This is a genomic window from Pseudoalteromonas sp. CnMc7-15, assembly GCF_022347925.1.
Classification (GTDB): domain Bacteria; phylum Pseudomonadota; class Gammaproteobacteria; order Enterobacterales; family Alteromonadaceae; genus Pseudoalteromonas; species Pseudoalteromonas ruthenica.
On sequence record NZ_JAKRFT010000001.1, the window covers coordinates 747,133 to 766,728 of the forward strand.

At 46.0% G+C, this 19,596-nt stretch carries 17 protein-coding genes; 8 read left to right on the forward strand and 9 right to left on the reverse strand.

Annotated features, from left to right (window positions below):
* Positions 1-86 precede the first annotated feature (86 nt).
* On the forward strand, positions 87-410 hold the full coding sequence (locus tag MHM95_RS03420) for a ribonuclease E inhibitor RraB (RefSeq protein ID WP_045980333.1): 324 nt from the start codon (positions 87-89) through the stop codon (positions 408-410).
* 30 nt (positions 411-440) lie between these two features.
* On the opposite strand, the gene MHM95_RS03425 is transcribed toward MHM95_RS03420, so the two are convergent.
* The 3 genes from MHM95_RS03425 to MHM95_RS03435 all read right to left on the reverse strand — a co-directional run bounded on the left by MHM95_RS03425 (position 441) and on the right by MHM95_RS03435 (position 2,942).
* Positions 441-2,189 (reverse strand): DEAD/DEAH box helicase, encoded by a 1,749-nt coding sequence (locus tag MHM95_RS03425; protein WP_239384220.1) that lies wholly within the window; start codon positions 2,187-2,189, stop codon positions 441-443.
* A 40-nt stretch (positions 2,190-2,229) separates the two neighbouring features.
* Positions 2,230-2,535 (reverse strand): H-NS family nucleoid-associated regulatory protein, encoded by a 306-nt coding sequence (locus MHM95_RS03430; RefSeq protein WP_022946197.1) that lies wholly within the window; start codon positions 2,533-2,535, stop codon positions 2,230-2,232.
* A 197-nt stretch (positions 2,536-2,732) separates the two neighbouring features.
* Positions 2,733-2,942, reverse strand: coding sequence for a cold-shock protein (locus tag MHM95_RS03435; protein ID WP_022946196.1), 210 nt, complete (start codon positions 2,940-2,942; stop codon positions 2,733-2,735).
* Positions 2,943-3,291: 349 nt separating this feature from the next.
* Here MHM95_RS03435 and MHM95_RS03440 point away from each other — a divergent pair, with 349 nt between their 5' ends.
* Entirely contained in the window at positions 3,292-3,837 is a 546-nt protein-coding gene (locus MHM95_RS03440; RefSeq protein ID WP_022946195.1) for a DUF4136 domain-containing protein, read from the forward strand.
* An 18-nt stretch (positions 3,838-3,855) separates the two neighbouring features.
* Here MHM95_RS03440 and MHM95_RS03445 read toward each other — a convergent pair whose 3' ends face one another.
* Positions 3,856-4,104 carry a YkgJ family cysteine cluster protein gene (locus MHM95_RS03445; RefSeq protein WP_022946194.1) on the reverse strand — a complete coding sequence of 83 codons (249 nt, stop codon included), beginning with the start codon at positions 4,102-4,104 and terminating at the stop codon, positions 3,856-3,858.
* Positions 4,105-4,230: 126 nt separating this feature from the next.
* On the opposite strand from MHM95_RS03445, the gene MHM95_RS03450 reads away from it, so the two are divergent.
* The 5 genes from MHM95_RS03450 to MHM95_RS03470 all read left to right on the forward strand — a co-directional run bounded on the left by MHM95_RS03450 (position 4,231) and on the right by MHM95_RS03470 (position 11,391).
* Complete coding sequence (locus tag MHM95_RS03450) at positions 4,231-4,908, forward strand: DUF1826 domain-containing protein (protein WP_239384221.1); 678 nt, start codon at positions 4,231-4,233, stop codon at positions 4,906-4,908.
* Between the two features lie 54 nt (positions 4,909-4,962).
* Positions 4,963-5,874: a GTP cyclohydrolase FolE2 gene (folE2, locus tag MHM95_RS03455; RefSeq protein ID WP_239384222.1), complete on the forward strand. Its 912-nt coding sequence runs from the start codon at positions 4,963-4,965 to the stop codon at positions 5,872-5,874.
* A gap of 138 nt (positions 5,875-6,012) precedes the next feature.
* A complete protein-coding gene (locus tag MHM95_RS03460; protein ID WP_138509079.1) occupies positions 6,013-7,185 on the forward strand; it encodes an efflux RND transporter periplasmic adaptor subunit in 1,173 nt (390 codons plus the stop codon).
* A gap of 3 nt (positions 7,186-7,188) precedes the next feature.
* Positions 7,189-10,350 (forward strand): efflux RND transporter permease subunit, encoded by a 3,162-nt coding sequence (locus MHM95_RS03465; protein ID WP_239384224.1) that lies wholly within the window; start codon positions 7,189-7,191, stop codon positions 10,348-10,350.
* A gap of 408 nt (positions 10,351-10,758) precedes the next feature.
* Positions 10,759-11,391: a hypothetical protein gene (locus MHM95_RS03470; protein ID WP_239384226.1), complete on the forward strand. Its 633-nt coding sequence runs from the start codon at positions 10,759-10,761 to the stop codon at positions 11,389-11,391.
* Positions 11,392-11,689: 298 nt separating this feature from the next.
* Here the strand turns inward: MHM95_RS03470 and MHM95_RS03475 are convergent, their stop codons facing one another.
* Positions 11,690-12,835 (reverse strand): tetratricopeptide repeat protein, encoded by a 1,146-nt coding sequence (locus MHM95_RS03475; protein WP_239384228.1) that lies wholly within the window; start codon positions 12,833-12,835, stop codon positions 11,690-11,692.
* Positions 12,836-13,225: 390 nt separating this feature from the next.
* On the opposite strand from MHM95_RS03475, the gene MHM95_RS03480 reads away from it, so the two are divergent.
* The gene (locus MHM95_RS03480; protein WP_239384229.1) at positions 13,226-13,723 is read left to right on the forward strand and encodes a hypothetical protein; all 498 of its coding nucleotides are present in this window, start codon (positions 13,226-13,228) and stop codon (positions 13,721-13,723) included.
* A 638-nt stretch (positions 13,724-14,361) separates the two neighbouring features.
* Here MHM95_RS03480 and MHM95_RS03485 read toward each other — a convergent pair.
* The 4 genes from MHM95_RS03485 to carB all read right to left on the reverse strand — a co-directional run bounded on the left by MHM95_RS03485 (position 14,362) and on the right by carB (position 19,590).
* Positions 14,362-14,658 (reverse strand): hypothetical protein, encoded by a 297-nt coding sequence (locus MHM95_RS03485; RefSeq protein ID WP_239384231.1) that lies wholly within the window; start codon positions 14,656-14,658, stop codon positions 14,362-14,364.
* Positions 14,659-14,704: 46 nt separating this feature from the next.
* Positions 14,705-15,721, reverse strand: coding sequence for a S66 peptidase family protein (locus MHM95_RS03490; protein WP_239384233.1), 1,017 nt, complete (start codon positions 15,719-15,721; stop codon positions 14,705-14,707).
* A 127-nt stretch (positions 15,722-15,848) separates the two neighbouring features.
* Positions 15,849-16,325, reverse strand: coding sequence for a transcription elongation factor GreA (gene greA / locus MHM95_RS03495; RefSeq protein WP_138549004.1), 477 nt, complete (start codon positions 16,323-16,325; stop codon positions 15,849-15,851).
* Between the two features lie 46 nt (positions 16,326-16,371).
* Complete coding sequence (gene carB / locus MHM95_RS03500) at positions 16,372-19,590, reverse strand: carbamoyl-phosphate synthase large subunit (RefSeq protein ID WP_022946184.1); 3,219 nt, start codon at positions 19,588-19,590, stop codon at positions 16,372-16,374.
* Positions 19,591-19,596 lie beyond the last annotated feature (6 nt).

A 19,596-nucleotide genomic window follows, 5' to 3' on the forward strand; every position in this document is an offset into this window, starting at 1 on the left:
TGAATAAATAAAATTTGCCTTCAAGGCTTTTTATTTCTTACAAGATAATAGACAATTTATCGATTCTTAAAAAAACGAGACAAGGTATGCAATTTCCCGACGACGACACCGGACACATGTTACAGCAAATACACGATGAAGGTGTGGACTTGACAGGCTTTCATACATTGGACTTCTTTATTCTATTTGAAAAGCAAGAACATGCTATTAGTTACCAAGAAGCACTGAAAAGTTCCGAACTAAGCGCCGATTCACAATTGGGAACTTGCCCGGACACTGGCGTATTTGAAGTCAAAGTAAGTATCAAAATGGTGCCGCAACATGATGTGATCATGGATACCGAAGCCTATTTGGAAAGTCTAGCTGACAAGCACAATGGTTATGGTGACGGCTGGGGGCTAATGGCTTAAAGCATTCCGTACAGGAGCATTTCACACGCCCTAATACAGGGCGTTTGCCTTTCGAAAAGCGCCCTCATAGTCAAAGAGTTTGTCACTCACCTGCCACCCATATCGTTTCGACTTTCGCGCCACCACAAAATCAGGTGCTTGCAGGCAGTGCTGATGGTCAACCACCTGCTGAGCATGGTGCCAGGTTGTGACTCCGCTAACGGTGTGCCGCTTAGCATAAAAGCGATTAAACCGGGCCACTACCTTGGCATTATTAAAGTCATAGCTCTCATCAACACTGGCCCCATCTTCATCAAAGTAGGTAACTTTGAGTTTGCCTGGCTGAGTAATTTGACAACTTAAGCCACTACAGCGCAGTACCATGGCTTCTTTTAAATTAAGTGCTTTTCGCAGTTTATCATCTGGGTCAACCAGCTGATGTTGGCAGGCGCTGCACTCGCGCGCAGCAATGTCATTTTCGCTGCCGCACTGTGGGCATTCTTTAAATTTAAAGCGATAGTCACACTGCTGCGTTTGCTCACCATCATCAAGCAGCCCCTGGCAGCGCCGACCATGATGCTCGATAACTTGACCACTGGCATCCGTTTTTCCCCAAAAAATATTGGCAAACCCGCACCCAGGGCATACGACTTGAACGGGTTCACTTAATGGGTCTGGGCGCTTCGCTCCCACTTCTGGATAAAATAAATCGAAGCCATTGGCAGCATAATCGATCACGAGGCAGTCTTTTTTCCCTTCGCACAAACGCAGACCTCGACCGACAATTTGCTGATATAAGCCAACCGACTCGGTGGGCCTTAAAATGGCGATGAAATCCACATGTGGAGCATCGAAGCCCGTGGTTAATACCGATACATTAACAAGGTATTTTAGCTCTTTGCGTTTAAACCTAAGGATAATTTCATCACGCTCAGCCGCCGGTGTCTGACCAGTTATAACCGCTACTGACTCACTACTCAAATAGTCAGCTATTTCATAAGCATGTTTGACTGTGGCAGCAAATATCATCACCCCTTGTCTAGCATTTGCTTGCGCTTGAATATCACTGACAATACTTTTTGTTGCCCGGGTACTCGATTGCAATAGTGTATTCATATCGCCTTCACTGGGTATACCTGAGGGGCCGGATGCGATTGAATTAAAGTCATAATTTTGCACTGCAGCATCAACGCAATTCGGCGGGGTTAAATAGCCTTTATTGATTAAATAACGCAGCGGTAATTCATATATACACTCGCTAAATGGCGCATCTGCCGAGCCACGCACAAAACCATGATAGTGGCGGTGATATATCCATCCTGATGTTAAGCGATATGGGGTCGCGGTTAGACCTAGCACTTTCAATCTGCTATTTGCTTTTTTTAAGTGCTGAATAAGCTGTGAATACTGACTGTTTTCATCGTCACTAATGCGGTGACACTCATCGACTATAATAAGTGAGTATTGCCTTTTTAGCTTATCTCTACTTTTAGCGAGAGATTGAATACTGGCAAAGGTGACTTGCTGGTTTAACTCTTTCTCATTAAGACCTGCAGAAAAGATCCCTGGTGTTAATCCTAATGCTTTATATTTTTCGGCATTTTGCTGTACTAATTCTTTAACATGAGTCAGCACCAAAATAGGGAATCGCGCAAGGCGCGCGAGTTCAGCAATAACTACACTTTTGCCACTTCCAGTGGGAAGTACGATCACGGCAGCACTATCTGAGCGGCGAAAGTGGGCTAAGGTGCTATCAACGGCTTTTTGTTGGTAATCTCGGAGTGTAAACACAACTAACACCCAAGTAAGTAAAAGGCCCGAAACCGGGCCTTGGAGGTTATTATTTTGCGAGGTATTTAGTTAGGTCAACATCTTGGAATGCTTTGGGACGCTTACCACGGCCAGACCATTCAACTACTTTTCCTTCAAACTCGCGACGATACTTAGGTTCAACCTTAGTTCGCTTGTCCTGTTTCGAGTCAACAATATCATCCACACTGAGCCCTTTTTCCTTCATCAGTTCGAGAACTTCCTGTTTCGCTTTTTCCTGCTGTTGCTGACTTTCGAGCGCAGTATTCAGAATATTAATTGCTTTCTCTAACTCATTCATCGATGCCGTTTTGGCAAAGGCTCTGATCTCTCTCACTATGGTCTCTTTTAATTGTTGAACATGGAGATTAAATAATAATTGAAGATTGATAATATATCAAAAATAAAAAGGCACTATACGCTGGGAAGGCTTATTTTAAATTAATATGACAAAGAAGGTGTAATTTGAGGGGGGAAAAGTGAAGCCGAGTCGACTTCACCAATTACTCGCTCACAGGCGTGAGCAAATAAGCATTAAACGGGTGTTACATTTTCCGCTTCTGGTCCCTTTTGGCCTTGTTTGATGCCGAAAGTTACCTGCTGGCCTTCGTTAAGAGTACGAAAACCGTTACCGTTAATGGCACTGAAGTGAACAAACACGTCTGGACCATTTTCTTGTTCGATAAAGCCAAAGCCTTTTGCTTCGTTGAAAAACTTTACTTTACCTTGTGCTTCTGCTGACATACTTAGTTTTCCTGTAAGTCAATTTGTATCAATCGCCTAAAATTAGGCACTATCCTCCCTGAGCCAGTGTCGCCGCCGATGGGTCAGGTACAGTACTAAGGGCACACTAGCTAAATAGTCACTCTTACAGCATTGGCCGCACAAAACCGTCACATTACACGCCTTAACTCAAGGCAAGTTAAAGACTACCACAGAAAAATATAATTAGCTTTAAATAAATTCGAATTTTCTCTTTACGGGGAACTAACTGCTGCGGTAAAAAACTAACAGACTACGCAGTTCTCGCTTTCCAAGAACCTGTGTTATGTTATTCGTAGGACTTACACTTTGCCCAACTAAGGAGCATTCAATGAAAAACCTTCTGCTAGCCGGTTTGGTACTATTACTGGGCGCCTGTGCTTCGCACCCGGATTTTGACTACGACAAATCGGTCGATTTCTCGCAATATAAAACCTTCGCATGGATCCCCAATGCCAGCCTCACCAAAGGCACTAATAATTATCAAATTAGTGAGCTAATGGAACGCCGCGTGCAACAAGCGGTCAATGATGAGCTTCGCGCCAAGGGCATGGAACTGGTATCCCCGCAACAAGCAGATGTGTTAATTAATTACCATGCATCCGTTGATACCAAGGTCGATGTCGATACGTTTTCTACAGGTTACGGCGCTCGCTGGGACTATTGGGGCATTGGTTACAACGTGCAAACCACCACGCGTGAGTATGAGGTAGGTACGTTAGTCATTGATGTCGTTGATAGGTCTTCAAACCAGTTAGTGTGGCGGGCAGCTAAAGAGGGACGCCTGAAAAAGAATCAAACCCCGATTGAGCGCACCGAAGTGGTACGTGAATCAGTGGCAGATATTCTCAGCAACTTCCCTCCTCAAGCTCAGTAAAGATCAAACAGAGGCGCTTTACGTGAGCGCCTCCAATTGGGTGATGCGCCACATTGCTTGGGCATCAGTGCGACCACACACATCCGTGGTGGCACTAAACTGACTGCATACAGCGGGCCGCGAAGGTTGGTTAAACAACTTACATAAGTTGTTAGTATCCAGTTGAACACAACGCTCTCCCGCTTTCTTGCCGTTCGGCATACCCGGAATGGCGCTGGAAATACTCGGTGCGATGCAGCAAGCGCCACACCCTAAACGGCAATCCATCTATCGCTCACCTCTTCATGATACAAATTCGCAGTATACCATAGCCCGCTTCGAGCCATGACCCTGTCTATGCAGAGTACAACATAAATGATATGTTATAACAAACCACAAATAACGAGAGATGCTATGCAAGTAACACCGTCCCATGCCCCTGATGCGCCCCCCGTGCATCAGCCAAAAACAGCGAGAGCGTCAAGCAATGTTGATGTATTACCTTCAATTTACCAGCCAGCTCATAACATCGTCATTTGGAAACGCGCACTCGACTCAACGATACGCGGGCAAATGCAAACCCTTATTCAGGCGCAGCCAAATCTCGCATTGACTTCGACGGTGAGCGCAAAGTCAGTACTTCACACCTTGCAAAGTAACTTTGATAACCACCAAGATTATCAGGCCTTGTTCAGCGATATCTCTACATTAGTGGATATGTTCAGCTGTTTGCTTGACTGTGAACACGTTGGTTTACGGCTCAAAGTGATCAGCCAAGCCATGTGCCCTCGGTTTCACATTGACCGCGTGCCCGTGCGCTTAGTAACCACTTACCAAGGCCCGGGGTCGCAGTGGCTAGCCCACGCCGATGCAGACTACAGCAAGCTTGGCAGCGGCAATCAAGGGCTCAGTGACGAAAAATCAGGGCTTTATCGCCATGCTGAGCATATTCATCAATTACAAGCAGGTGATGTGGCACTGCTCAAAGGACAACTTTGGCCTGACGGTGAGCACAGCGCATTGGTGCATCGCTCTCCCCCACAACATGATCAGCAACCGAGGCTATTACTGACTCTCGATGGCATTTTTTAGCCCTGTATAGCTGCATTTAACAACCCCCCCACCGACTAACCAAATGAGGAAAAAATGGGCCATTTACCTGATATTACTGCAGTGCAACCAGCAGATACCGCTTTAACGCTGAAATGGGTCGGGATGGAGCATATTGCCCTACCCATACACATTCCAATTTCCAGCTCGCAGGTACAGCAAACTCATGCACAAGCGGATGTTTTTGTCAGCCTAGATAGTAAGCAGGCAAAAGGGATTCATATGTCACGGCTTTATCAAATACTGAACCAGCATTTGAGCAACAAAGCGATGACGCCCCATCGCTTAGAGCATCTGCTGCGCGAGCTTATCAGTTCACAGCAAGGGCTAAGCCACAGTGCCAAACTGCAGCTGAGTTTTGAACTTCTACTCGAGAAAAAAGCCTTAATCAGCGATAAGAGCGGGTACCAAGGCTACCCCGTGACGCTACATTGTGAATATCAGCAAGGCCAGTTTACTATTGAGCTCGGCTTGTCTATTCCTTACTCCAGCACCTGCCCTTGCTCCGCTGCATTATCGCGCCAAGCACTGAGCGACGCTGTTGCCTGCGAGTTTACAGACGATGCCATCGACAAGAACACATTGCTCAACTGGCTAAGTAGCGAACAAGGCTCTATCGCCACGCCGCACAGTCAGCGCTCATTCGCCTATATTCACATGCAGATGCAAGGTCATACCTTGGGCTATATCAGTGATCTTATCACCGAGTTCGAGGCCGTCATTGCCACCGCCGTGCAAACCGCAGTGAAAAGAGAGGACGAGCAAGCCTTTGCCAAGCTCAATGCCGAAAACCTGCTGTTTTGTGAAGACGCCGCCCGGCGTATAAAACAGGCGTTGCAGTACAAACCCAGGCTACTCGGTTATTGGTTTAAGGTTGAACACCAAGAAAGTCTGCATGCCCATAACGCAGTCGTCGTTGACTATAAACGGATGTCAACGCTGGAATAAACAGCGTTACATTGAAGTTGCCGCCTATTATTTGCGCTCTGCTGACACATAATTCATGGTTTGTTACATCTTCCACATACCTGTAAACATCATTCACGATAGTATTAAGCTGTCATCGAAATATACGGGAGCAACACTGTGGCTAGTAAAAAACAAATATTTTTGCCGCTAGGAGTATTGGCAGGCGCCATTGGGGTGTTTGTCGCCCTCAGCGCCATGAAGTCGCCGCCACCACAAAAAGCACAACAGGATATCGCCCCTCTGGTTGAGGTAACGCCAGTGGAATTAACGGACGTAACATTAAAAGTGCATTCGTATGGCGAGGTTATGGCGCAAGAGCAAACGGAGCTTGTGGCGCAAGTAAGCGGCCAGGTAGTCTCTGTTTCTGAGCAATTTGTAAAAGGTGGCTTTGTTGCCAAAGGCGATGAATTGCTGCGTATTGACCCGAATGATTATGAAGCGGCACTCATTGAGGCGCAGGCAGGTCTAGCTCAAGCTCAATCAGCACTAGAAATTGAACAGGCACAGGCACATGTGGCTAAAGCTGAATGGCAGCGTATTAAAGACAATGCCAATGAGGTCATCCCCTCAGAGCTGTATTTACGCAAACCGCAACTGGCAGAAAAGCTCGCCAACTTTAGAGCTGCACAAGCGCAAGTGAAACGCGCCAAACGCAATTTAGAGCGCACCTCGATTCGTGCCCCCTTTGATGCCTTAGTAACAGCAAAAAATATTAGTTTAGGTAGTGTTGTCAGCCCAGGTAGTAAACTGGGTCAAGTCGATGCCACCGACATTGCCAAAGTGCGTTTACCGGTTGCCAATCACGATATGCAGTATCTTGTCGACGGCGGCGTCGGCGCGAAAGTCAGTTTACAAAGCGATATCGCTGGCAAAGCGGTGACTTGGCAAGGCACCATAGTGCGCAATGAAGGCGTGGTTGATAAACGTTCACGCATGACCTATCTGGTCGCCTATGTAAACACCCCTTACCAACACAGCGTACCGCTGCGTTTTGGTGCCTACACCAATGCGACTATTACTGGCAAACAACTGCGAAATGCGGCAATAATCCCCAGCCACTTAATCAAAGAAAATCGCGTCGCACTGTTGAATAACGACAATACCCTGGAATTCAGTGCCCTTAATGTTATTCGCGAACAAGACGGTATGGCCTATGTTGACACCGGTTTGACTACCGGAGAGCAACTCATTACCTCAGCGCTTGAATACCCTACTGAGGGCATGGCGCTACGCTTAAATGATGAGCCAACCCAGAAGCCACATACGCAATTGGCACTGAAAGAGGACTAAGTGATGACGCAGCAAAGAGAAAAAGGCTTAATCGCTTGGTTTGCGCGTAATCCGGTGGCAGCCAACTTATTGATGGTATTCATCATTGTTGGCGGTATCCTTAGCGCTCTATCTATTCGCAAACAAATGTTCCCACAGTTTGAGAATAACTGGTTAAGTATTCAAGCGGTTTATCCCGGTGCGGCACCTCAAGAGGTTGAAGAAGGGATCACCATCAAGGTTGAGGAGTCTTTACAGGGATTGGAGGGGATCAAACGTTTGATCACCTACTCTAATCGTGGCTACTCACAAAGCTGGATTGAGGTCGAAGAGTCTTACGACCCGCAAGAAGTGCTCGATGAAGTAAAAATGCAGGTCGATGCAATTTCCAGTTTCCCTGCGGAGATGGAACGCCCCAATATTCGCCGGCAAAAGTTTACTCAGGAAGTCATGATTTTGGCTCTCTACGGCGATATGAGTAATTATCAGCTTAAGGAGCTCGGGAATAAGCTGCATGATGAAATGCTCAGTCTGCCGCTAGTGAACTTAGTCGACTTTAACTCCGGCTTGGATTACGAGATAAGTATTGAAGTCAGCCCCGATAAGCTGCGCGAATATGGCCTTACCTTCCGTGATATCGCCACGGCGGTACGTAACTTCTCGGCCAATATGTCTGCCGGACAAATCCGCTCCGATAACGGTTACATTTCCATGCGCGTGGAAAAACAAGCCTATCGCGGTAATGAATTTGAGAAGCTGCCATTAATTACTCTTGAAGATGGCGCACAAGTCTTTTTGGGGGATGTGGCCACCATTCAAGACGGCTTTGAAGAAGGCCTACAATATTCGAAATACAATGGTAAAAACTCGCTGATGTTCGAGGTGGCAGCCTCCAAAGACCAAGATATCACCCGCGTTGCTGCGGTCATGGATGACTACCTCAAGCGCAAAGAAACCGAATTACCCGCAGGTGTTAAATTAACGCCTATGGTCGATTTAACCTACTACCTCGAAGGGCGTCTCGATATGATGATCGAGAATATGATTTGGGGCGGTGTGTTAGTCATGCTGATGCTGGCGATGTTCCTACGCATTCGTTTGGCCTTTTGGGTGATGATGGGGTTACCGGTGTCCTTTCTCGGCGCTTTCCTGATGATGCCCGTGGGGCTAGACATCACCATTAACCTTGCCTCACTGTTCGCTTTTATCCTAGTACTGGGGATCGTTGTGGACGATGCCATCGTGGTGGGCGAGTCGGCCCATGCGGAGATAGAAAAACATGGCCAGAGTTTAGATAACGTCGTACGCGGCGTAAAACGGGTCGCCGTGCCCGCCACCTTTGGTGTGCTCACCACCGTGGCTGCATTTTTACCGCAAACACTCGCTTCCGGCCCTGGCGCAGCATTCAGTAAAGCCATAGGCGGCGTTATTATCCTCTGCTTACTGTTCTCCTTGGTGGAATCAAAACTGATCCTTCCAGCGCACTTGGCGGCGATGAAAAACCGCCCGGTTAACCCACGCAACCCGTTGCATCGTTTGCGCAGTCGCTTTGATGCGGGCTTAAAGTACGTGATTGAATCGCTATACCGCCCTGCGGTTACCTGGTGTATTCACTACCGTTACACCGTCATTGTGGGCTTTTTAGGTATTTTAATTGTCAGTGCGGGGCTATTCGCCGGTGGACTCATTAAGTTTATCGCCAACCCAAAAATCCCTCATGATTTCCCTGGCATTAATATCGAAATGAATCTCGCCAGTTCAGAAAGTGCAACCTTGGCAACGGCTCGCAAAGTTGAGCAAGTGGTGCTCGATGTTGAAAAACAAATTGAACAGCAATACGGCCAGCCAATGATCCGCGATATTTCTGTCAACATGCAAGGGCGCACTAACGCTCGCTTGATGATGGTATTGGTAGAGCCGCATTTGCGTCCTATGGATACCTTTGCGCTCAGTGCTCTGTGGCGTGAAAATATGCCGCCACTGCCGGGACTGAAATCAATGACCATCGACGATAGCATCATGAATGGCGGCGGTCGTGATGATGGCGATATCAGCTTCCGTTTAGAGGGTCGAGATAACGAACAATTGAAAGAAGTGGCCGCCAAACTCAAAGACAAACTTGCCACCATGGCCGGTGTGGGTGATATCAATGACTCCATGCAAAGTGCCACCGAAGAAGTACAGCTGGATTTAAAACCTATTGCCTACAGCTTAGGGCTGACCTTAGCCGATGTTGCATCGCAGGTGAACTTTAGCTTTTACGGTTTAGAGGCACAGCGCATTCTTCGCGATGGCGAAGAGTTAAAAGTGATGATCCGCTACCCCATTGAACAGCGAAATTCCATTAGTGAAATTAATGATGTGCGCATTATCACGCCTGCTGGCGCAGAAGTGCCGCTGGCAGAAGTAGCCGAGGTGACGCTGGTCGACGGTGTTAACCGCATCCGTCGCGAAAATGCCAAGCGCACGGTTAACGTGTGGGCTGCGGTAGATCCCAATCAAGCTGAACCTTTTACCATTGCCCGAGAGATCCGTGATGAGTATCTGCCAGCCTTATTGAAGAACTACCCCGGCGTACAAAGCAAGGTCGCTGGGCGCGTGCAAGAGGAAATGGAAAGCGTTGCCGAGCAAATCCGCGACTTAGTGCTATCGCTGATGATTATCTTTGCGTTATTGGCAATTCCTTTGCGCTCTTACACCCAGCCCTTGTTGATCATGTCGGTGATCCCCTTTGGCGTGGTCGGCGCAGTTTATGGCCATGTGTTTATGGGCATGACCATGAGTAGCCTGTCATTCTTTGGCATCATCGCCGTGGCCGGTGTGGTGGTTAACGACTCGCTGGTCATGGTGGACTTTGTCAATAAAGCGCGTGCCCAGGGTATCGCTATAAAAGATGCGGTGGTCGAAGCAGGTTGCAAGCGTTTTCGCGCTATTTTGCTTACCTCAATCACCACCTTTATCGGCCTTATCCCGATTATCACTGAAACCAGCTTGCAGGCACAGATTGTGATCCCTATGGCGGTTTCCTTGGCTTTCGGGGTGCTCTTTGCAACGGTGATCACCTTGGTACTCATTCCTTGCCAATATGTGGCACTGGAAGATGCCAAGCGTCTGATGCGCAAATGGTTCTCTCGCCCTGAGCCAGGCACCGAAGTAAGTGATAAACCGGCTGCACAACATAATTAAGCATTGTTACTAACCCAACCATAAAGCCCCGCATCGCGGGGCTTTTTTTGAGCTAGTCATTTCTTTAAGAGGTTATAAGCTAATCGCTGCAGGCCAGTAACAATACAGATTTTTGTTAAGAGCGAGGAGCGATCAACCAATAATTATTGATGTATGAAGTCAAGATTTAGCTCTTTAATTTCATTAGAGGGTGCCGAGATTGTGTTATGTTATCAGACATCTATGTAAGGGAAGCATCAAATGTTTAAGCAACTAAAAGTAAAAGTAGGCCAACTTTATATAAATTACTTTTTTTGGCTCGCTCTTTGGCTTTCAATAGCAACCCTTTTATACGGCTCATTCATAACTCTATCGGCAAAAGGAGAGTCTAGTAATATTTTAGCAAACTTTGGAAGCTTTTCTGGTTGAATGGCTACAGTTATAGCTGCTCTTGTTGCTGTAAGAGAATTTATACTATTTAGGCATAACCAAGGTGTTAGAGAGTTTAGAGAGTTTTTCAGAAAGCAGGTGCAGCCTTTACCTAATTTTGTGCTAAAGATGGCCGACGAAGCTTATTTTCTATTTGCTAAGTTGGATCATCAAACTAAAGAAGATTTAAAAAAATCTGAATTAACCAATGAAATACAAGAGCTTGGGGAAAAACTAAAGCTGTTCGAGGAAGATGTTTCTGCTCGATATCATCAGCTAAGTGCAGAGGCTGCTGATATTTTTTCTATGAGCACATACTTAGAGCTATTAATAGGTACTAAAACTAAGCGTTTACTTTGTATTTTAGAAGAGCTGAAGGACGCAATTTCTAATTACGAGCAGAAAGCTAGTTTTTACATTAATACAGCCTCAAAAATCAGAAGCTCAGAAGTAAAGATTGATTACGTAGTTAACAATAAAAACGAATTCATATCGCATTACCTTGGCTTGGATTACAAACGAAGAGGCTCACTATTCCATAGGATGCCAAAGCTTCTAGGAGCTAAGCGCAATTCAATTATAGGAGAAGCCTTTAAAATATATGAAGAGTTGGAAAAGTTAAAGATAGCTTAAACCTACAACCAAAAAGGTATTGCTACCTTTGAATCACCGCTATTATTAACGCGGTAATTCTGGACTTTTCTATTAAATTCATCATTTTTCGGATCGCGTGGCTTCGCCACTTATCCGGCCTACATCAAAAACTAGATTGGTTAAGCCGAGGGCACCGCTCAATAACGCTTTGATAATGAGGTCAGTTCTTGCATCGTGCAATAATCAACAGTCATTTATCGAGCGAGGCCAAAAGTAGCAGTTGACTGGTATAACAACGGTATTAAGTTATTACTGAACATATAAAATTAATTGAGATTCAATTGCTTGCATCAGCTATAAACTTTTCTAAAAACCTACGATGCCTTTTTTTATGCCATGTGAGCATGGTGTCTGCTATTTTGACTGCATCTTTTTGATACTTAACTGCGGTATCATAGTCACCCATTTTGGCATAAGCTCTAGCTAAATTGTGGTGACTATATGCATCTAATGGATAGCGTTTGACCATTTCGGCAAAAATCTTGAGCCCTTCCTCTGGTGCTCTTTCCAGCAAGTAAAAACCTAAATTGTTAATCGACCTTTTTGGAGAAACATCAAACCCATACTTTTGTTTCGATAAATAATCATAATGCTGAACTATGGAAGCAATACCTTGCTGAGATATATCAGACTCAGGAGCTAGACCATTATTAATATCATTGAACATCTTTTCTACTGCAACTATTACAGACAAGAGTGGAAGAGACATAAAGTAATTTTCATCAAAATGCTTGTAATGCCAATCCAGTGATTTGGGAGCATGTGATTCTAATATTTCTTTTAGCTGGTAATAAGACTCTGTTTGATGATCCTCTTTTATGGTAGTGCCATGACTGAATAATAGGAACTTAGGCTCGTCTTTTATTTTCGCTAACTTTGGTTGTGTCGTAGACAATATTTTTGCGTAGTCATCTTTAATTTCTGGGCTTATGGCTATATACGCATCGAACATAGCGGGTTTGTTTATTAGAGCCGATAGAGTAATTGTTCCGTTAACTCTAAACCCACTCATTATTTTAAAACCATTGGTTCTATATCTCTTATCTATTTCAGGAAGAAGCTGGGCTTCAAAAAAGTCTAATAATGGTGTCGTTTCTCCTAATGGATCAAAAAGCATCCCAGCTCTATTTCCTGGAGCTGGAGTTACAATAATTGTTTGTAACCACGGCCATTCACCATTATGACTGAGCCAATCATGCATACCTCTTAGGTATGTATCTGCATTGGGATGGAAATCAAACATTAATATGTAAGACTTCTCTTTGTTTTTGCTATAACCGGACGGCAAGGCAACATTAAACTTTAAAGGAGCTTTGAAGTTTGGGTGATTGAGCTGAATCTGATCTTGTGAGCTTTTAGTTGACGCATAGGTGTTAATGCACGATAAAAATATGACTATCGTTAAAAAGCGTATTGAAAACATATCATTCCCTTGACCTTAATTGACTATCTCAATGCTACCACAGTTGATGATAAAACAACCAACCTTTAGGAAGTTAATACCTGCCACGGCATTAAAGTGTTCGGTTCAACTATTGCATCGCGAAGAGTGCAGGCTCTCGCCCTCCGCTTATGCGTTATAGGTTTTCCACTGCCAAAATCTGCGATTTCAATCACCCTTCTAAGTTTTGGGATACCTTTAGTAGGAACTAAGCCTTCCTGTTGTGAAGTATGACTATTTCGATTAGTGTATGATTTAACTATTTTTTAAGTTTTATTAGTGTATCTATACATAGAACACCTCCTATTTTACATGGGAGTGTACCTTGCAAGGTCTCACTAATAATCTGTTAATTTTAACAAAGGGAGTTGTATGAAAGTCCAAAGATTATTAATTTTATTATTAGTGTGTTTTCACTCTTTTCTATATGCAAGCGAGAGCCCTAAACATAGTCATAAGCAGATAGTTAAGGTTGTTGATGACTTTATGTTAGCTATCAAGAATAAAGATGAGCAGTCTTTTACTGACCTGTTTTATAGCAATAACGTACCGTGGCTTGGAGTAAACCCTGAAAAGAGAAAAGGAAACCTACCAAGTAACGACGGGATTATATATGCAACTCACCTTGGCTTTATTGGCTGGATTGCTTCATCCGAAGAGAATATTGAAGAGAAGTATTGGGATCTAACTATAAAATCAGATGGTGAAATTGCTTCGGTATACTTTAAGTACAGTTTTCATATCGGGGATTACAAAATGAACTGGGGTGATGAAACGTGGGATCTGATCAAAACCATAGATGGCTGGAAAATAGTCTCTGTTATTTATTCAGCTACATATAATCCAAATCCGCGCTCTGATAAGAACTAACAAGAGATTAAAAGTGATAAAACTGCCAAACTATTTTTACCCATTGACCAAGCATTAGGTGCACATGATATTAATTGGCAGCAGTGAAATGAACATATTAGCATAAAGCTAAACTCAGAGTTTTCCTCTGATGGCATAACGCAGGCTGCTGTTAATACGCGAGTGAATGGATTTATAGCGGAAGAGCCTATTTAGATTTATATGCGTTGCAATCATTTCAAAGCTCTTTAACCGTACTTACTCAAAAGCTTATAAGGGTCGCAACACTCTTTCCTCTTGAAGATCAGTTTACTGTCAAATTAGCGGGAGAGGGTAAAGGTCATATTGCGGTAACTGGGCACGTATATGCAGAAGCCGCATAGGGTTCTTGTTTGAAATATGAATTTGGCATTGACCAAACATATTTACCGGGCATACTTTCATCAATAAATGCGTCGTTAAAATAATCAACACTGGTGCACCTAATAAGCGCCTTAAAATGGACGAAAACGCTTGCTTTGCGCTGTTCCGTTGCTGAGTTTAGCCTGCTATTTTGTGGCGTTTACAGCAAGCGTTACCACCGTGCGCTTCTTGTACCAAGCTGACTAGCCAGCCTATTTCCATTGTATTAGTGCAAAATGAAATTACCGATATAAAGCTTAGTCCTTGTGCGACAACAGTGAATACAGCGCATCGATACGTTTATTAATGCGCTTGTGTTGATTGTGCATGTCAAAACCCTGAGCGAATATCAAAATCACCAGCACATAGAGTACTGGTTCGCTCAGAACCTCTGGATACATGGCTTGTAATATCAGTACCACCAGCAAATTGCTAAGCAAACGCGCCACCCAGCTTTTCCATGTAGGGCGCAAATTATTAAACGTGGCTAAGCGTTGTTGTTGACGGCGTTGCTCCTCTAAACACCACTGCGCCATCGCTTTGTCCTTTTTCATTTATTACTCCTTAAAAATTATATATCAGCCTTTGTATATCGCGCTGTTAGCGATAGTGCTGCACTAAGCTAAGTTCACCCTGTTTAAATTCACATTCAGTATCGGCACCATTAATCATGACCCAGTTGGGCGCAACATGACCAATATCAGCATCGATAACAACCGGACACGCCACTCCTTGGAGGGCGTAATCGAGGGCATCATAGTAGCTAAAACCTCCCTGCCCTAGGCACAACGAGCGCCCGAGAATAATGCCACTGAGACTCTCTAAACCCCCAGTGGCGCGCACCGCCAATAAGCCTCGAGCAAATTGTGCCGGGCTCAGCTCGGCATTTTCCAAATACAAAATCACACCTTGGTTGTGGTGTGCTCGCCACTGCTTTAGGTCTAACAGCGAGCTGCATAACAAAGGAAATAATGTATCGGCGCAGCCACCGATTAAACGTCCAGCAAACTGCGCTGAGTGCGACCCTGATAACATGCGCGTGTGAGTTGGCATATCTCCCTTAAAAACGGCTTTGGGATGCGTGCGGTAGTTGGGGTGTGTCGCCTGATAATATTGGCTACTGCTTTGTTGTAATTGCTGGCCTAAGCTCAAGTTCAGCGCAGTAAATACTTGCTCAACCTGAGCACTGCGGTCATTGATGCCTAATTGCATTAAATTAGCACAGTGCATGGTTGCCCAATGGCAGCGATAGCTTAATACGGCACTAATGGTGCTGATATCGGAAAACCCTGTTAACCACTTAGGTGCGGCATTGGCTAAGGCATCAAAATCCAAGTGGGGCAATAAATCTAAAGCGAAATCCCCACCCCAAGGCGGCATAATTGCAGCCACCGTCTCATCCAATAGCAGTGTCATCAGCTCATTGGCGCGCGCTTCAGGAGAGGCACTCACTAACCCTTGTTTTCGTAGCGAGTCGCCCTCTCGTACTTGAAAGCCGCGTTGCTTAAGGCCCTCCAGTACATAATCCAAACGTGGCCAAAAAGGCGCATCGACACCCGAGGAGATCGCGGCAACGGCGATGGTATCACCGGGTTTTAACGGTGCAGGGTAACGCATGGGAGCTTCCTTGTTGAGTCATTTGCGCAGGCTATGATGCGCAATACACGGTTTCCCTGCGTAAGAGCATCACTGCCATAAAAAAGCCCGCGTCAATGCGCGGGCTTTTTAGAATGAATACGCTCGCTTAGAGGTATTCAACTTCGATAATTTCGTATTCCACCGCACCATTAGGTGTGTCAATGTTCACGCTGTCGTCGAGCTGTTTGCCGACAAGACCGCGAGCAATGGGTGAATTAACCGAAATCAGGTTATTTTTAATATCCGCTTCGTCGTCACCAACAATGCGATAACGTACTTCTTCGTCGGTATCCACATTTAATATGGTGACCGTGGTGCCGAAAATCACTTTGCCGTTGTTCGGCATTTTAGTGACGTCGATAATTTGCGCATTCGACAGTTTAGCTTCAATTTCTTGAATACGACCTTCACAGAACCCTTGTTGCTCACGGGCAGCGTGATACTCGGCGTTTTCTTTCAAATCTCCGTGTTCACGCGCTTCGGCGATATCAGCGATGATCTTTGGACGCGTTACTGTCTTTAATTCGTTTAACTCTTCACGCAATAGCTCTGCACCGCGTGCGGTCATTGGAATTTTTTGCATAGTTTTCCCACTTACGGTAGGCCGCAGCAACACTGCGGCCAAGCGCTTAGTTTACTCGTTGGTGTAACTCTTGAACTGACGCTACGTGGCCACGATCGTCTGCTGAGTTAGCCGTACAGTTGGCAAACGCAGCATTCAAGGTGGTGGTGTAGTTTGTCTTGTGCATCAAGGCGCCACGACGTAACACTTTGGAATCCTCAATCGCTTGGCGACCTTCGGTGGTGTTTACGATGTAGCTGTACTCGCCGTTTTTAATGCGGTCAAGGATATGAGGACGGCCCTCAAATACCTTGTTTACACGGCGAACTGCGATGCCCGCATCTTCAAGCGCTTGCGCTGTCCCTGAGGTTGCGTCTAGTTCAAAGCCTAGTTCAGTCATGGTTTTAGCAAGCTCGATAGCTCGCGCTTTGTCACCATTACGTACTGATAGTAACGCGCGACCACCGCGTGGTAAAGCATTACCTGCTCCAAGCTGCGCTTTTGCAAAGGCTTCGGCGAAAGTATCACCAACGCCCATCACTTCACCGGTAGAACGCATCTCTGGGCCACGAATTGGGTCAACACCTTGGAATTTAGCAAAGGGTAACACCACCTCTTTAACGCTGTAATAAGGTGGAATGGTTTCTTTGCTGATGCCTTGGCTCGCTAGGCTTTGACCAGCCATACAACGCGCCGCAACCTTAGCTAGTGGCACGCCCGTCGCCTTTGATACAAACGGAATTGTACGCGCGGCTCGAGGGTTCACTTCAATCAGGTAAACTTCACCGTCTTTAACTGCGAACTGAGTATTCATAAGACCAATTACGCCCAGCTCAAGCGCCATGTTTCGCACTTGCTCACGCATAACATCTTGAATGTCTTGGCTCAGTGTATGGGCAGGTAGAGAACATGCCGAGTCACCAGAGTGTACCCCTGCTTGCTCGATGTGCTCCATAATACCGCCGATAATAACGGTTTCACCATCACACACCGCGTCTACGTCAACCTCAATGGCATCATCAAGGAAGTGGTCCAAAAGCACTGGGGCTTCATTAGACACCGATACTGCTTCATTCATGTAGCGGCGTAGGTCGTCTTCATCATAAACGATTTCCATCGCTCGGCCACCCAGTACATAAGAGGGACGAACCACCAGCGGGAAGCCAATTTCTTTTGATTTGGCAATCGCCTCTTCTTGCGACGTGACGGTGGCATTTTCAGGTTGCAGCAGGTTCAAACGCTCAACCATTTGCTGGAAACGCTCACGGTCTTCTGCACGGTCAATGGCATCCGGTGAGGTACCAATGATTGGCACACCGTTCGCTTCTAAAGCACGCGCCAGTTTCAATGGCGTTTGCCCACCGTATTGCACGATAACGCCTTTTGGCTTTTCAACCCGAGCAATTTCCAGAACATCTTCAAGGGTGATTGGCTCGAAGTATAGGCGATCTGAGGTATCGTAGTCTGTTGACACTGTCTCAGGGTTACAGTTCACCATGATGGTCTCATAACCGTCTTCGCGCATCGCCAGTGCTGCGTGCACACAGCAGTAGTCGAATTCGATACCTTGACCAATACGGTTTGGACCACCACCGATAACCATGATTTTGTCTTTGTCTGAAGGCGCCGCTTCACACTCTTCATCATAGCTTGAGTACATGTAGGCAGTGTCTGAGCTAAACTCCGCTGCACAGGTATCCACGCGCTTGTATACGGGCAGAATATTCAGCTGCTGACGCTTTTTACGGATTTCTTTTTCCGACACACCGGCAAGCTCAGCAATACGCGCATCGGCAAAACCTTTACGTTTTAAAGCACGTAGGAAGTCGCCAGTAAGGCCAGCTAAGCCGCCTTCTTTGACTTTTTCTTCGTCTTTGATGATGTCTTCAATTTGCACCAGATACCAGCGGTCAATCTTGGTTAAATTAAATACATCTTCCACACTCATACCATGGCGCATCGCATCGGCGATGTACCAGATACGCTCAGCGCCCGGCTCACGTAGCTCGCGAGTGATTTTCTCAATCGCGCCTTTTTCACCAATAGGCAATACCGGGTTAAAGCCGGTCGCGCCTACTTCTAATCCACGTAGTGCCTTGTGCAGTGACTCTTGCTGATTACGACCAATAGCCATTACCTCACCCACTGACTTCATCTGTGTGGTTAGGCGGTCATTAGAGCCGGCAAACTTTTCAAAGTTAAAACGTGGAATTTTCGTAACAACGTAGTCAATAGACGGCTCGAATGACGCCGGTGTTTTGCCACCGGTGATATCATTTTGCAGCTCGTCCAAGGTATACCCCACAGCCAGTTTGGCAGCGATTTTTGCAATCGGGAAACCAGTCGCTTTTGAAGCCAATGCCGATGAGCGTGACACTCGAGGGTTCATTTCAATAATGACCACGCGGCCGTTATCTGGATTAACGCCAAATTGTACGTTAGAGCCACCGGTTTCTACGCCGATTTCACGCAGTACCGCCATCGAGGCGTTACGCATGATTTGGTATTCTTTGTCGGTCAGTGTTTGTGCCGGCGCTACAGTGATTGAGTCACCGGTGTGTACGCCCATAGGGTCGAAGTTTTCAATTGAGCAGACAATGATGCAGTTATCATTTTTGTCCCGCACGACTTCCATTTCGTACTCTTTCCAGCCCAGTAAGCTTTCGTCAATCAACAGCTCATTGGTCGGCGATAGGTCAAGACCTCGCGTACAAATTTCGTCAAACTCTTCCATGTTGTAAGCCACACCGCCGCCGGTGCCGCCCATGGTAAATGACGGGCGAATAATACATGGAAAGCCAATGCGCGAAAGCACATCGTGGGCTTCATCCATAGAGCGCGCAATTTCCGCACGCGGACACTCAAGGCCAATATTTTTCATCGCGGCGTCAAAGCGTTCGCGGTTTTCCGCTTTATCAATGGCATCCGCCGTGGCACCGATAAGCTCAACGTCATACTTAGCAAGCACGCCGTGCTTATCCAGCTCGAGTGCACAGTTCAATGCGGTTTGTCCGCCCATGGTTGGCAGCACCGCATCGGGCTTCTCTTTGGCGATGATTTTCTCTACTACTTCCCAGTGAATAGGCTCGATGTAGGTGGCATCGGCCATTTCTGGGTCGGTCATAATCGTAGCAGGGTTAGAGTTAACAAGGATTACCCGGTAACCCTCCTCTTTAAGCGCTTTACAGGCTTGAGCACCCGAGTAGTCAAATTCGCAAGCTTGACCGATAACGATCGGGCCTGCGCCTAAGATAAGAATGCTTTTTATGTCAGTACGTTTTGGCATTATTAC

What these genes read in the sequence shown, in the direction of transcription:
- MHM95_RS03470 (WP_239384226.1), top strand. Translation starts at nt 10,759, where the DNA reads ATGGCTACAGTTATAGCTGCTCTTGTTGCTGTAAGAGAATTTATACTA.
- carB (WP_022946184.1), bottom strand. Translation starts at nt 19,590, where the DNA reads ATGCCAAAACGTACTGACATAAAAAGCATTCTTATCTTAGGCGCAGGC.
- MHM95_RS03475 (WP_239384228.1), bottom strand. Translation starts at nt 12,835, where the DNA reads ATGTTTTCAATACGCTTTTTAACGATAGTCATATTTTTATCGTGCATT.
- MHM95_RS03450 (WP_239384221.1), top strand. Translation starts at nt 4,231, where the DNA reads ATGCAAGTAACACCGTCCCATGCCCCTGATGCGCCCCCCGTGCATCAG.
- MHM95_RS03420 (WP_045980333.1), top strand. Translation starts at nt 87, where the DNA reads ATGCAATTTCCCGACGACGACACCGGACACATGTTACAGCAAATACAC.
- greA (WP_138549004.1), bottom strand. Translation starts at nt 16,325, where the DNA reads ATGCAAAAAATTCCAATGACCGCACGCGGTGCAGAGCTATTGCGTGAA.
- MHM95_RS03480 (WP_239384229.1), top strand. Translation starts at nt 13,226, where the DNA reads ATGAAAGTCCAAAGATTATTAATTTTATTATTAGTGTGTTTTCACTCT.
- MHM95_RS03435 (WP_022946196.1), bottom strand. Translation starts at nt 2,942, where the DNA reads ATGTCAGCAGAAGCACAAGGTAAAGTAAAGTTTTTCAACGAAGCAAAA.
- MHM95_RS03490 (WP_239384233.1), bottom strand. Translation starts at nt 15,721, where the DNA reads ATGCGTTACCCTGCACCGTTAAAACCCGGTGATACCATCGCCGTTGCC.
- MHM95_RS03440 (WP_022946195.1), top strand. Translation starts at nt 3,292, where the DNA reads ATGAAAAACCTTCTGCTAGCCGGTTTGGTACTATTACTGGGCGCCTGT.
- MHM95_RS03485 (WP_239384231.1), bottom strand. Translation starts at nt 14,658, where the DNA reads ATGAAAAAGGACAAAGCGATGGCGCAGTGGTGTTTAGAGGAGCAACGC.
- folE2 (WP_239384222.1), top strand. Translation starts at nt 4,963, where the DNA reads ATGGGCCATTTACCTGATATTACTGCAGTGCAACCAGCAGATACCGCT.
- MHM95_RS03465 (WP_239384224.1), top strand. Translation starts at nt 7,189, where the DNA reads ATGACGCAGCAAAGAGAAAAAGGCTTAATCGCTTGGTTTGCGCGTAAT.
- MHM95_RS03445 (WP_022946194.1), bottom strand. Translation starts at nt 4,104, where the DNA reads ATGGATTGCCGTTTAGGGTGTGGCGCTTGCTGCATCGCACCGAGTATT.